The 13,046-nt window shown below is 64.6% G+C and carries 14 protein-coding genes; 4 read left to right on the forward strand and 10 right to left on the reverse strand.

The genetic code is table 11. The features are described from left to right. From AC1Q6X_RS00455 to AC1Q6X_RS00485, 7 genes are all read right to left on the reverse strand, one after another. Entirely contained in the window at positions 1 to 1,464 is a 1,464-nt protein-coding gene (locus AC1Q6X_RS00455) for an ATP-binding protein (protein WP_070223938.1), read from the reverse strand. A 14-nt stretch (positions 1,465 to 1,478) separates the two neighbouring features. Further along, positions 1,479 to 2,318, reverse strand: a complete 840-nt coding sequence (locus tag AC1Q6X_RS00460; RefSeq protein WP_492494442.1) for an HDOD domain-containing protein — start codon at positions 2,316 to 2,318, stop codon at positions 1,479 to 1,481. Beyond that, positions 2,315 to 2,647, reverse strand: a complete 333-nt coding sequence (locus AC1Q6X_RS00465) for a hypothetical protein (RefSeq protein ID WP_099411175.1) — start codon at positions 2,645 to 2,647, stop codon at positions 2,315 to 2,317. The genes AC1Q6X_RS00460 and AC1Q6X_RS00465 overlap by 4 nt, the downstream gene beginning before the upstream one ends. Further along, on the reverse strand, positions 2,644 to 3,510 hold the full coding sequence (locus tag AC1Q6X_RS00470) for a response regulator (protein ID WP_083287572.1): 867 nt from the start codon (positions 3,508 to 3,510) through the stop codon (positions 2,644 to 2,646). The genes AC1Q6X_RS00465 and AC1Q6X_RS00470 overlap by 4 nt, the downstream gene beginning before the upstream one ends. Positions 3,511 to 3,656: 146 nt before the next feature. Next, the gene (locus AC1Q6X_RS00475; RefSeq protein WP_070223944.1) at positions 3,657 to 4,115 is read right to left on the reverse strand and encodes a hypothetical protein; all 459 of its coding nucleotides are present in this window, start codon (positions 4,113 to 4,115) and stop codon (positions 3,657 to 3,659) included. An 87-nt stretch (positions 4,116 to 4,202) separates the two neighbouring features. After that, positions 4,203 to 5,465, reverse strand: a complete 1,263-nt coding sequence (locus AC1Q6X_RS00480; RefSeq protein WP_492494444.1) for a DEAD/DEAH box helicase — start codon at positions 5,463 to 5,465, stop codon at positions 4,203 to 4,205. Positions 5,466 to 5,545: 80 nt separating this feature from the next. After that, positions 5,546 to 6,604 carry an Lnb N-terminal periplasmic domain-containing protein gene (locus AC1Q6X_RS00485; RefSeq protein WP_492494446.1) on the reverse strand — a complete coding sequence of 353 codons (1,059 nt, stop codon included), beginning with the start codon at positions 6,602 to 6,604 and terminating at the stop codon, positions 5,546 to 5,548. Positions 6,605 to 6,789: 185 nt separating this feature from the next. On the opposite strand from AC1Q6X_RS00485, the gene AC1Q6X_RS00490 reads away from it, so the two are divergent. Together AC1Q6X_RS00490 and AC1Q6X_RS00495 are read left to right on the forward strand one after the other, a co-directional pair. Further along, positions 6,790 to 7,494: a hypothetical protein gene (locus tag AC1Q6X_RS00490; protein WP_492494448.1), complete on the forward strand. Its 705-nt coding sequence runs from the start codon at positions 6,790 to 6,792 to the stop codon at positions 7,492 to 7,494. 40 nt (positions 7,495 to 7,534) lie between these two features. Beyond that, complete coding sequence (locus tag AC1Q6X_RS00495) at positions 7,535 to 7,897, forward strand: glyoxalase superfamily protein (protein ID WP_492494450.1); 363 nt, start codon at positions 7,535 to 7,537, stop codon at positions 7,895 to 7,897. Positions 7,898 to 7,899: 2 nt separating this feature from the next. Here the strand turns inward: AC1Q6X_RS00495 and AC1Q6X_RS00500 are convergent, their stop codons facing one another. Continuing rightward, positions 7,900 to 9,069, reverse strand: coding sequence for a mandelate racemase/muconate lactonizing enzyme family protein (locus tag AC1Q6X_RS00500; RefSeq protein ID WP_492494452.1), 1,170 nt, complete (start codon positions 9,067 to 9,069; stop codon positions 7,900 to 7,902). Between the two features lie 105 nt (positions 9,070 to 9,174). On the opposite strand from AC1Q6X_RS00500, the gene AC1Q6X_RS00505 reads away from it, so the two are divergent. Continuing rightward, positions 9,175 to 10,095 (forward strand): LysR family transcriptional regulator, encoded by a 921-nt coding sequence (locus AC1Q6X_RS00505; RefSeq protein WP_492494454.1) that lies wholly within the window; start codon positions 9,175 to 9,177, stop codon positions 10,093 to 10,095. Between the two features lie 42 nt (positions 10,096 to 10,137). Next, on the forward strand, positions 10,138 to 11,001 hold the full coding sequence (gene motA, locus AC1Q6X_RS00510; protein ID WP_035820336.1) for a flagellar motor stator protein MotA: 864 nt from the start codon (positions 10,138 to 10,140) through the stop codon (positions 10,999 to 11,001). A 26-nt stretch (positions 11,002 to 11,027) separates the two neighbouring features. Here motA and AC1Q6X_RS00515 read toward each other — a convergent pair whose 3' ends face one another. Then, positions 11,028 to 11,426, reverse strand: coding sequence for a VOC family protein (locus AC1Q6X_RS00515; RefSeq protein WP_230505248.1), 399 nt, complete (start codon positions 11,424 to 11,426; stop codon positions 11,028 to 11,030). Positions 11,427 to 11,573: 147 nt separating this feature from the next. Then, on the reverse strand, positions 11,574 to 13,040 hold the full coding sequence (locus AC1Q6X_RS00520; protein ID WP_492494456.1) for an aminotransferase-like domain-containing protein: 1,467 nt from the start codon (positions 13,038 to 13,040) through the stop codon (positions 11,574 to 11,576). Between the last annotated feature and the right edge of the window lie 6 nt (positions 13,041 to 13,046).

Raw genomic sequence — 13,046 nt, forward strand, 5'->3', positions numbered from 1 at the left:
TCATGGTGTGACGGGCTGCGCCTGGCGCACGGGCAAGGTGATACGGAAGGTGGTGCCGCGGCCGATGATGCTGCGCACGTCGATGCGGCCATGGTGTTTCTGCACCGTCGTGTAGGCCAGCGACAGGCCCAGTCCTGTGCCCTTGCCGACGGCCTTGGTGGTAAAGAACGGGTCGAAGATGCGCGACAGGTGTTCGGGCGCGATGCCGCCGCCCGTGTCCTCGACCTCGATCCACACTTCCGTGGCGTTGTCGCTGCCCGTGCGCAGGGTGATGCGTCCGCGCGCCTCGCCCATGGCGTGGGCCGCGTTGACGACGAGGTTCATGATCACCTGGTTCAGTTCGGAAGGCTGGCATTCGATATCGGGAATGTCGCCATATTCGCGCACCACGTCGGCCTTGTACTTGACCTCGTTGTTCACGATGTTGAGCGTGGTATCGATGCCCTGGCGCAGGTCGGCCCAGACCCACTCCTGGTGCGCATCCGTGCGCGAAAAATCCTTCAGGTCCTGCACGATGCGGCGCACGCGCGAAATGCCTTCCTTCGACTCGCCCATCAGCATGGGAATGTCGGTGCGCAGGAAATCGAGGTCGATCTGTTCGCGCAGCGCGCGCAGGCGCGCCGCCACCACGGGGTCGGCGACGGCCGGCTCGGCGTCCTCGTAGGCGTCGAGCATGCTGAACAGGTCATCCAGATAACCTTCCAGGGTGCCGACATTGGAAAACACATAGCCGATGGGATTGTTGATCTCGTGCGCCACGCCGGCGGCCAGCTGGCCGATCGACGCCAGTTTTTCCGACTGCAGCAGCTTTTGCTGGGCCAGCGACAGCTTGCTGTTCAATTCCGTCAGGGCCAGGTTGCGCTCGCGCAGTTCCAGATCGGCGATCTGGCGCTGGCGGATATCGTCGGCCAGGCGTTCGTTCATTTCCGCCAGCTGGGCCGTGCGCTTGGCCACCAGGTGTTCCAGATTGTCGTGCGCCTTGCGCAGCGCCAGTTCCGCCAGGCGCCGCTCGCTCACGTCGCGCAGGGTTTCGATGGCGCCCACCAGGCGTCCCTGGCGGTCTCGCAGGGGCGCCGCCGTGAAATGCAGCCAGTGGCCGTCGGGCCCGATATCGGCAAAGAAATCCTCGGCCTCGAAGGCGCCGGGGATCACGGGAGAACGCTTCAGCTTGCCAAGGTAAAGGTCATTTTCGCCGAGCGCGATATCGTCGGCCACCAGCAGGTCGGCCAGGCAGGCGCGCGGCTGCGGATAAAACGCCTTCCAGTGGTCGCGCGTGCCGACCATTTCGGCGGCCGTAAAGCCCAGCAACTGTTCGCAGGCGCTGTTCCAGTGCGTCACCACGTGGTTCGTATCGATGGCGAAAGTGGCCACGGGATGGCCGTCGAAAAATGCCGACAGCGCGATGGTGTCGCCCTGGCGGCGTTCCGGCATGGCGGGCAGCGCCTGTCCTGCATCTGTTTCCATGGCCTCTATCCTGTTCATGCCAGCATGATCCGCGACATTTCATCGAAGGTGTGTTCCGTTTGCGCCAGCAGCGCCAGCCAGGCCTGCTCGTCCAGCGCGATGCTGCGCCAGCCCGCCGGCGACAGCGGCGGCACCAGCGCATCGTCGACGCCGGCCAGGTCGAGCGCCAGGGCGACGGCATTGGCCATGTGCACGGCCAGCGGCAGGCCGCCCGCTTCCAGCCGGTCGATGGCATGGTGGTCGGCCACCGCCTGCTGTATTGCCTCGGGAAACTTCCAGTAGGCGGCCAGAGCGCGGCCCACCTGCGCGTGATCGATGCCGATGACGGCCAGTTCCGCCTCGGCCATCTGGCAGTCGTGCGCCTGGCGGTAGCTGCGCACGAGCGCGTGCTCGGCCGGGAAGCGCGTCACCAGCACCAGGGTGCCCAGGTCGTGCAGCAGGCCGGCCGTGAATGCCGTTTCGGGATTGACGCGCAAGTGCGGCGCCAGCAGGCGCGCGGCGATGGCCGTGGCCAGCGAATGGCGCCAGAATGCCTGGAAATCGAAGCCGCCGCTCACCGGCGCGAAGCTGCCCGTCAGGGCGCACGCCGTGACGACGGTGCGGATGCTGTGAAAGCCCAGCACGGATACGGCTTGCGGAATGCTGGTGACCTTCGATTGCATGCCGTAGAACGAGGAATTGGCGATGCGCAGAGTCTTCGCCGCCAGGCCCTGGTCCAGCTCGATCTTTTGCGCCAGCACGTGCACGTCCGTGTCGTCCTGATCCATGCTCGACAGCAGTTCCAGCACGACCACCGGCAGCGAAGGCAGTTCCTGTATCTGGCGGATGATATGTTCAAAGCTGAGCCGTGTCATGCCGCGCCCCCTTGCCGGTAGCGCTGCACCAGCGCCAGCAGTTCGGCCCCGGCGGAATCGGGCGGCGTGGCGCGGAACAGCACGGCCAGCCGTTCCAGGCGGCGCAAGCGTTCCTGCTCGGCGTGCGCCTGCGCGGCGGGGTCGGGCGCCTCATCCATGACGACGTGACAGCGTTCCACATTGCGCCGGCGCAAAGCCGCCAGGTTCGCCGCCGTCAGGGTGGCGCCCTGGGCCAGCAGCACGGCGCCGCTGGCGTCGTTCAAGGCCTGCGCCAGCACCATGCCTTCCTGCGCCTGCTCCATGGAAATTTCGCGTCCGCTTTCACTCATGTATCCGCTCCATGACGACTCAGGGTGACCAGGCTGCCGCGCGAGCGCGAATGCAGGCCCATCGGATGGACCGCCACGGTATATGGCTGGCCATCGATGGCTGCCAGGCAAGGCGCGCCCTGCCCGTCGAACAATTGCGGCAAGACGATCGCCGCCTCGTTGCCCAGCAGGGCCGCACCCCGTTCGAACAGGTTGGCCGCCGCCGCGTTGATGAAGGCGATCATGCCGTCCTCATCGAGGCCGATCACGGGCAGCGGCAGAAATTGCAGCAATTCGCGCGCGATGCCGAGGCTGACCTCGTCGCGGCTGATCTGATGCTGCTGCTGGCGCACCAGCGCCTGCATGGCGGCATTGGCCGCCGCCAGCGCCTGGTTGGCGTCGCGCAGCTGCGCATTGAGGCGCACATTGTCGTCGTCGATGCCCTTCAGGCGAAAGGCTTCGGCGATATGCTCGCGCAGCTGATGGTCTTCCCAGGGCTTGGTGAGAAACTTGAAGATGGCGCCCTCGTTGACGGCGTCCGTGACGGCCTGCAACTCGGTATAACCGGACAGCATGATGCGGATGGTTTGCGGACACAGCAGCTTGGCCTTGCGCAGGAAGTCGGCGCCCAGCATGCCCGGCATGCGCTGGTCCGACACGATCACGTCGACGGCATGGCTGGCCAGCACGTCCAGCCCTTCCTGGCCGCTGTTGGCCGTAATGATATGGTAGCCATCGCGCCGCAGCAGGCGCTTGAGGGAAGCGAGGATATTGGGCTCGTCATCGACCAGCAGCAAGGTGCGCGGCGCCGCCGCAGGCTGCTGCCCGGCGTCTGCCGCCAGCGCCGCCATACCCGGCATGCCATGCTCGTCGTGCACATCCATCGGACCATCCTCTCATCGCCATGGCGATATCGGAGCTTGCCTGGAGGGGAATCTGCCGCGCGAGACAGTCTTGCGAGTCTTGCGCGGCAGCCAGCTTGCGTTGAAATTATACGACTAAATATTCCTTCATTGCACTTATCCTGCACTTATCCGCGCCGCGCCGGACAAGGCGTGTTGCGGTAGAACACAAAGCCGCCCAGGCCGATGGCCTGCGTGTCGGCTTTCACGGCGTACACCAGCGTGTTCCTGGCCGCATCGACCCTCAGCAGATTCTTGTGCAGCACCGTTTGCGCGTGCGACAGTTCCAATGATGGGGTCGGCGCCAATGCCAGACTTAGTTCGGACGTGGCCGCGTCATACGTCCAGCGGCCCGGGTTGAAAAAGGCGAAGCCGCCGTCGAAACGCAGGCTGCCATCCTTGAACTGGGTCAGGCAAATGCCGGGAAATTCGCTGGGCGGGTTGTACCAGGTGGCGGCCACGGCGGCATCGGCCGGCGTCTTGCCCGGCATCTGCATGCCGGTGCTGTCAGTTTTGCCGCCCAGGCCGGCGCAACCGGCCAGCGCCAGCGCGCCCGCCAGCACGCCCGCGCGTATGGTGTATATCATGTGCATTGCCGTCCCCTTGCTTTATAGAAACACAATCTTAAAGCGGGATGGCTGGCCGTTCAAGCGGCCAGCGCACATAAGGCCAATTTAATTGTCCCCGGCCGCCTTCGCCGCCATGGCAGCCGCTTCGCGCAATTTGTCCTTCTTGCTCTTGCGCGCGCCCTTCACGCCGCCGTTCACCGTGTCCGTGACGGGATGCACGGGCGCAGGCAGTTCCGTCGGCTCGAAACCGGCCACCACTTCGCGCACGATGCGCAAGTCGTTGCGGTTTTCGATCAGGCGGAAATGCGCTTCCGTGTCGGCCGTGACGAAACTGATGGCCGTGCCGCTTTCGCCGGCGCGGCCCGTGCGGCCGATGCGGTGCGTGTAGTCGACGGCCGAACGGGGCAAGTCATAGTTGACGACGGCCGGCAGGCCCGCGATGTCGATGCCGCGCGCGGCCACGTCGGTGGCCACCAGCACCTGCAGCCGGCAGGCCTTGAAGTCGGCCAGCAGCTGGCTGCGCGTGCCCTGGCTGAATTCGCCGTGGAAGGCGCCCACGTGCAGTCCCGCGCGCTGCAGCTTGTCGGCCACGTGTTCGGCCGCGTACTTGGTGGCGACGAACACCAGCACGCGCTCCCACTGCTGCTGCAGGATCAGGTAGCGCAGCAGCTGCGTGCGGCGCGGCACGTCGACCGTGATGGCACGCTGCACGATGTCGGGCTTGTCCTGCGCTTCGGACGCCACCTCGATGCGCACGGGCTCCTTGAGCAGGCTGTCGGCCAGCGCCTGCACGCTGTCGGGGAAGGTGGCGGAAAAGAACAGGTTTTGCCGCTGTTTGGGCAGCAGCGCCAGGATGGCGTTAATTTCCTCGCTAAAACCCATGTCGAGCAAACGGTCGGCTTCGTCGAGCACGCACAGCGACACGCCGCCCAGCTTCACGGCATTTTGCCGCACCAGGTCCAGCAGGCGGCCCGGCGTGGCGACGACGATATCGGCGCCGCCGCGCAAGTCCATCATCTGCGGATTGATCGACACGCCGCCGAACAGCACGGAAATCTTCAGTTTCACGGGCAGCGGCTTGGCCAGCGCGTGCACCGTCTGCCCCACTTGCGCGGCCAGCTCGCGCGTGGGCACGAGGATCAGCGCGCGCACCTGGCGCGGGCCGGAAGCGGGCGCCATCAGCGCCTGCAGCAGCGGCAGCGCGTAGGCGGCCGTCTTGCCGGAACCCGTCTGGGCCGCGCCCAGCACGTCGCTGCCGCGCAGGATGGCGGGAATGGCGGCCGCCTGGATGGCCGTCGGCGCGGCATAGCCGGCCTTGTCGACGGCACGGACCAGGGCGGGAATCAGACCCAGGGAGGAAAATGGCATAGCGGGCCTTCTTTATTCGTCAAAGTGGGACCGGCCGCGAAAGGCGGCCGGTCGGAATAGCGACAGTATAAAGCAGGCGCTTACTGCCTGGGCATTTGCAGCGTCGGATGGCCCGCGTCATCGTAGCCCGGCATGCCGCGCCGGATCGCGTGCGAAAAGTCCGCATCGTCGTTGGCGGCCCGCGCGCGCGCCGTGATGTGACCGCCATCGCGCAGCTGCTGGAAGGTCTGGCCAGGTACCAGGCCCTTGACGTCGAACAGATAGCGGTCGAGGTAGCCCGAGGCCATCAGCCGGTAATCGAGCGGCAGACCCGGCACGATGCGGCGCACCATCTCGAAGACGATGGTGGTGCAGTTGGCCGTCAGGGTGTTGTAGAACTGCGGCTGGGCCTTCAGCGCCTGCGCCTCGTCCAGGTAGGCGAGGAACAGCGAGCGCATGGCCGCTTTCGGCATCATCACGCGGTACAGATGCATGTCCTCGCCGCGCGCATTCGTGCGCACGCGCAGGATGTCGCGCTCGTCGGCGGCGATCAGGCTCATTTCAAAATGCTTGAAAAAGCCGCCGATGGCGGAAAAGCTCTCGCCCTTCTCCTTGCGGATCTCGATGGAAAACGTCAGAAAGCGGCCGTCGGCGAAGCCGAAGGAAATGAGGGTGTGCGCGATGTACGGCCCCGTCCAGTACGACAGCGCCGTATCCACCGTGCGCAGTTCGTCGAGGTCGTAGCTGCGCTGCTCCCACTTGACCGTGTAATCGTCATCGCTGCGCCAGTCGAAATTGCGCACATTGTCCAGCGTGACGAGATTGCCCTTGAGCGTGCCCGTGACATTGCGCGCCACGTCGTCGGCCCACACACGCTGCTGTTTCGGCGCGATCAGGCTCCACCACACGAGCAGCAGGATGAAACCGGCCGCATACGGCAACAGCACGCGCGCGTCGCCGCGCGTCCACCACAGCGCGATGCTGGCCACGCCCAGCGCGGCCCACAGCAAGGCGCCGATGGCTTGCACCGCCGTGCCGCCGGACAGCTGGTACCACAGCGCCAGCGCACCCCACAGTGCGGTCAACAGGATAATCAGGGAAACGGCCATTTTGCCAATGCTGGCCAGCACGGAGCGGGCATGGTGTGATAAGAAAGTCATGCCCCGATTATACGGGCAAGCGCAGGAAGAGGTGCGTCCGAGCAAGTACAGCCGAACAACAGGCACTGGCCGCACATCATTGCTTGCCTGCTAATTTATTTCATGAGAGCATATTGCAAAAATAAAATGTATAGACAAGGCATCCTGTCACCGCAGTGCGGCCTTGCCGATTTCCGGAGACACCTTTGCAAGCCCCTTCCCTCTACGCCCTCGCCGGCAGCCTCAATTCCCTGTTCATCATCGTCAGCCTGTACGGTCTGTGGTCGCAGCTGCAAAAAATCTGGCGGCGCAAGCGCGATGCCGGTATCGGCGCGGGCAAGACGACGGACATCCTGTCGATCAACCAGTTCACTGTCAGCTTCCTCGCGTATTGCGCGTTCTTCGTCTACGGTTATTCGATCACGCCGTTCAACCACTACATCGTCTGGCCCCGTTTGCTCGCTTCCCTGATCGCGCTGGCCATCCTGCATGAAATCGAGCGTGACCGCCGCAGCCGGGCATCGCGCCATGCGCTGCTGACCTGCGCGCTGCTGCTGTGCGCGGGCGTGGCGGGGCTGGCCTTCGGTCCCACCTTCACCGATGAAAAGCGCGTGATCTCGCAAAGCCTGATCGTCGCCGTCACCGTGCTGCTGGCGCAGGGCTATGCGCACCAGATCCGCCTGATCTGGCGCTCGGGCAGGACGGGCGCCGTGTCGTTAAAGATGAGCCAGTTCATCCTGGCGATGGATGTCAGCACCATCTTCTTCGCCTGCGTCATGGGCCTGTCGACGGGCTGGCCATTGCTGCTGCTCGCCAGCGTCAGCGCCACGACCAAGCTGATCATCATGTGGCTGTTCCGCTGGGAGAAAACCAGTCCCGCCGCGCAGATCAAACGGCAGGCGCCAGCCTGACGCTAGAATGGCGGCATCGCCACCGATTGAAAGCGCCGCCATGCACCTATCCCCTGCCATCCCCATCCTGCGCATCTTCTCGGAAGAAAAGGCGCGCGAGTTCTACCTCGGCTTCCTCGGCTTTACCCTGGACTGGGAGCATCGCTTCGAGCCCACGGCGCCGCTGTACCTGCAAGTGACGCGGGGCGACCTGGTGCTGCACCTGAGCGAGCACTACGGCGACGCCACGCCGGGGGCGGCGCTATTGATTCCCGTCGACGACGTCGCCGCCCTGCAAGCGGAACTGCAGGCCAGGGATTATCCGTATGCGCGGCCCGGCATCCGTGACGAGGACTGGGGCCGCATCCTGGAAGTGGCGGACCCGTTCGGCAACCGGCTGCGCTTCTGGCAGCGTAGCGAGTAACCCTATTGGCCACTCAGCGCCCGCATTTCCGCATACAGGTTCGCCTTGCCCTCGAAGCCGATGCCGACCAGGTCCGGCATGGTGATGTGGCCATTTTCGACGCGCACGCCGTCGGGAAAGCCGCCGAACGGCTGGAATAAATCCGGGTACGATTCATTGCCGCCCAGGCCCAGGCCCGCCGCGATATTCAAGGACATCTGGTGGCCGCCGTGCGGGATGCAGCGGCTGCGCGACCAGCCGTGCTGGTGCAGCATGTCCAGGGTGCGCAGGTATTCCACCAGGCCGTAGCTGAGGGCGCAGTCGAACTGCAGCCAGTCGCGGTCGGCGCGCATGCCGCCGTAGCGGATCAGGTTGCGCGCATCCTGCATGGAAAACAGGTTTTCGCCCGTCGCCATGGGCTTGTCGTAATAGCTGCGCAGGGTGGCTTGCAGCTCGAAGTCGAGCGGATCGCCCGCCTCTTCATACCAGAACAGATCGTACTGGCGCAGCGCCTTGGCGTAGGCGATCGACGTGTCGAGGTTGAAGCGGCCATTCGCATCCACGCACAGCTTCTGCCCATCCTGCAGCACCTCCATGATGGCGTCGATGCGGCGCAAGTCCTCGTCCAGCGAAGCGCCGCCGATCTTTTTCTTGACCACCGTGTAGCCGCGGTCGACATAGCTGCGCATCTCGTCCTGCAGGGCGGACAGGCTCTGGCCCGGGTAATAATAGCCGCCCGCCGCGTACACGAACACCTGTTTGTCGGGCACGCCCGTGCCGTGGCGCTCGGCCAGCAGCTGGAACAGCGGTTTGTTCTCGATCTTCGCCACGGCATCCCAGATGGCCATGTCGATGGTGCCGATGGCCACCGAGCGTTCGCCGTGGCCGCCCGGCTTTTCATTGGTGTACATGCAATCCCACACCTTGTGCGGATCGAGGTTGGCGCCGTCGTCCGTGACGAGCGAGGCGGGATCTGCGTCGAGGATGCGGGGAATGAAACGCTCGCGCATCAGCATGCCCTGGCCGTAGCGGCCGTTCGAATTGAAGCCGTAGCCGACGACGGGCTTGCCGTCGCACATCACGTCGGTGACGACGGCCACCAGGCTCAAGGTCATCTTCGTGAAATCGATGTAGGCGTTGCGGATGGGGGAAGAGATGGGGATGGTCTTTTCGCGGATCTCGACGATTTTCATGCGGCTCTCCTGTGGATGAAAACAATGACGCCAGCTTACCGCGATACAAAGCCATATAATCGATCTCAATTTAAAGCATTATTCACTTGAAGTGAAAGATGAACCATGAAAACGGATGCCACCACGGAAATGGCCTTCTTTGTGCTGCTGGCCAAGCTGGGCAGCCTGTCGGCCACGGCGCGCGAGCTGGGCATCACGCCGCCCGCCGTCAGCAAGCGATTGGTACTGATGGAGCAGCGCCTGGGCGTGCGTTTGCTCAACCGCAGCACGCGGCGCATCAGCCTGACGGGCGACGGCGAAAGCTATCTGCGGCAGGCGCGGCAGATCCTCGACGATATCCGCGCCATGGAGGAGTCGCTGGCCAGCGGCGGCGCGGAGCCGCGCGGACTGCTGCGCGTGAATGCCACCCTGGGCTTCGGGCGCACGGTGATCGCGCCCCTGCTGTCGCAATTCGCGCTGCGCCACCCCCAGCTGGAAGTGCAGCTGCAGCTGACGGACAGCCCCATCAATCTCGTCGAGCAGGCGTACGACCTGGGCATCCGCTTCGGCGAGCTGCCCGACACGCGGCTGTCGGCGCGCAAGATCATGTCGAACCGGCGTTTCCTGTGCGCCTCGCCCGCCTACCTGCAGGCGCACGGCACGCCGCGGACACCCGACGACCTGGCGCAGCACCGCTGCATCGTGCACCGGCAGAACGACGACGCCTACGGCATCTGGCGTTTGAGCCATGGCCGCGCCAGCCACACGGTGAAGGTGCGCGGCACGGTGGCCAGCAACGACGGCGACGTGGTGCTGGGCTGGGCGCTGGACGGGCACGGCATCCTGCTGCGTTCGGAATGGGACCTGGCGCGCTACCTCGACAGCGGCCGCCTGCGCGTGGTGCTGGCCGACTATACGCTGGCGCCGGCCGACCTGTACGCCTACTATCCGAGCCGCCACCAGCTGCCCGCCAAAGTGCGCGCTTTTATCAATTTTCTCATCCAGCAATTGCAGCCGGAAGCGGCCACAGCGGCAGAATCAGGTTAAACTATAATATTGCGATATGGCAATATTATGAAGGAGTAGGTTTTGCTAGTCATACTCGGATTTCTCGTCGTGCTGTTTTCCGTCTTCGGCGGCTTCGCCATGCAGGGGGGACACTTGGGCGCCCTGTTCCAGCCGCTGGAACTGCTGATGATCGGCGGCGCCGCGCTGGGCACCTTCTTTGTCGGCAATGACGCCAAGGCCATCCGCGCCACGTTCGCCGCCCTGCCCACCCTGTTCCACGGCTCGCAATACACGAAGGCGCGCTACATGGAACTGATGGGGCTGATGTATGAAATCCTCAGCAAGATCCGCAAGGAAGGCTTGATGTCGGTCGAGGACGATATCGACGACCCCTACCGCAGCGCCATCTTCGTGAAGTACCCATACACGCTCGGTGACGAGCACATCCTGGAATTCATCACCGATTATCTGCGCCTGATGGTGTCGGGCAATATGGACGCCTACCAGATCGAAAACCTGATGGATAACGAGATCGAGACGCACCATGAAGACGCGGAAATGCCGATCCAGACGATTTCGCAGCTGGCCGACGCCATGCCGGCCTTCGGCATCGTGGCCGCCGTGATGGGCGTCGTGCACACGATGGCCTCCGTCGGCTTGCCGCCGGCCGAGCTGGGTGTGCTGATCGCACAGGCGCTGGTGGGCACCTTCATCGGCATTTTGCTGGCCTACGGCTTCATCGCGCCGCTGGCGAGCTTGCTGCGCCGCAAGCACCATGAAACGGCGAAGATGTACCAGTGCGTGAAAGTGACGTTATTGGCCAGCCTGAATGGCTACGCGCCGGCGCTGGCCGTGGAATTCGGCCGCAAGGTCATTTCCGCCACGGAACGCCCCTCGTTCAGCGAACTGGAAAACCACGTTCGCCAGGTGCGCACGAAGAACTGATCCCGCCTGTCTGCTTACCCTGCGCGTCAGGCTTGCGGCGCCGTCCAGACCAGGTTCCACAGGTGGCCGTCGATATCCTCGAAGCCCTGGTCATACATGAAGCCATGGTCTTCGGGCGGATGCGGTATGCGGCCGCCCGCGGCGGCGGCCTTGGCGATCAGGCTGTCCACCTCTTCCCGGCTTTCGCAACTGAGGCAAATGACGACTTCATTGGCTTGCCGGGCATCCGCGAGCGGCTTGTCGATCAGGGACTGGAAGAACGGTTCGGTCGTCAGCATGGCCTCGATGCTGCCTTCGACGATGTTCATGAATGCCGCGTTCTCGCCGCTGAAGCGGGAATTGAAGGTGAAGCCGAGCGCGGAAAAGAAGGCCCTCGATTTATCCAGGTCTTTTACGGGCAGGTTGAGGATGATCTGTTTGTTCATGGCGGTTCCTTGCTTCCTTGGTGAAGGTGGGATGGGCAAGCGGTGCGCCTTCCCTGCGACGGGGGACGGCATACCAAATTGACACGCTTACGAAAAAAGCGTTCCTCCAGAATATCAATAAATACTGAAGAAAGGCGCGGACTATGCTCAGGACTTGCCCTCGATGCTGGCGGCGGCGCGGGCGCGGGCCAGGCTTGAGCGCGCGCCAGCCACCGCGCGCAGGCGTTCTTCCAGGTAGGCGCTCACGCGCGGATGCTGGCTGAAGGCGACGTTGAAGCGGATGTGCTGATCGGGCGTGTCGTTGGCCGAAAACGCGGCGCCGCGCATCAGCAGAATCTTGTTGCGGTAGGCGTCCTGCACCAGCAAGTCCACGTCCAGCCCTTCGGGCATGCTGCCCCACAAGAAAATACCTGCGTCGCCGGGCTGCTCGAACAGCACGCCGGCCGTGCTCAGCTGACGCGTGCTGGCGTTGCGCGCCACCATGATCTTGCGTTGCAGCCGCTCCAGGTGCTTGCGCAGATTGCCGGCCTTGAGCACTTCCAGCAGCACGTATTCGTTCAGCGCAGGCAAGGTCATGATGGAATGGATCTTGGTGCCCATCAAGGGCTTGAGCAGGGAAGGCGCCGCGGCCAGGTAGCCCATGCGCAGGGCCGGGCTCAGCGCCTTGCACAGGCTGGAATAGTAGATCACGCCATCCAGTCCGGACAGCGAAGCCAGCCGCGTGCTGTGGCCCGGCTGGAAATGGCCGTGCACGTCGTCTTCGGCGATCAGGAAGCCGTACTGCTGCGCCATGATCAGCACCTTGTGCAGGTTGGCGGCGCTGCTGCTCCACCCGGTGGGATTGTGCAAGGCCGTCTGCATGAACAGCAGGCGCGGACGGTGCGTGCGGCAGGCTGCCTCCAGCTCGTCCAGGTCGAGGCCATCGGGCCGGCGCCGGATGGGCACCAGGCGCACGCCGTCCTGGCGCAGCCTGCCGAACATCAGGAAGTATCCGGGGTCTTCCACCAGCACCGTATCGCCGGGCTGCAGGAACGTGCGGCAGATCAGATCGATGGCATGGGTGCCGCCGAACGTGGTGAGGATGTGGCTGGCGTCCGCCGCGATGCCGATGCCGCGCAACAGCAGCGCGATCTGCTCGCGCAGTTCGGCCAGCCCTTGCGGCGGGCAGCGCGAGGCCATGCCGGCCGCGCTGCGCGCCAGACCGCGTTGCACGGCGGCCGCCGGCAGCGCGTCCTGCAGCCAGGTGGGCGGCAAGGCGCCGCTGCTGGCCAGCAGCACGCCCGGCCGCTGGTCGTTCACTTGCTGGCTCAGCCAGACCGGCTCCTGCTCCTGTCCCGCTTCCAGCGCCACCTCGTCGGGAATGGCGCGGCCGGCGTCGGCCGGTGCGCAGACGAAGAAGCCTGTCGTGCCGTGCGTATCGATGACGCCTGCAGCCACCAGCCGGTCATACGCGACCACCACGGTGTTGGTGCTCACCGCAAGCTGCGTGGCGAGCTGGCGGATCGACGGCAGCCTGGTCCCGCCAGGCAGCACGCGCTGCACGATCTGCTGGCGCAGTGCGGCCTCGATCTGCTTGAACAGGGGAATGGATGAGGAGCGGTCGATGGCGAACATGGCGCA

The organism is Janthinobacterium sp. GW823-FHT06H09, from assembly GCF_058794735.1.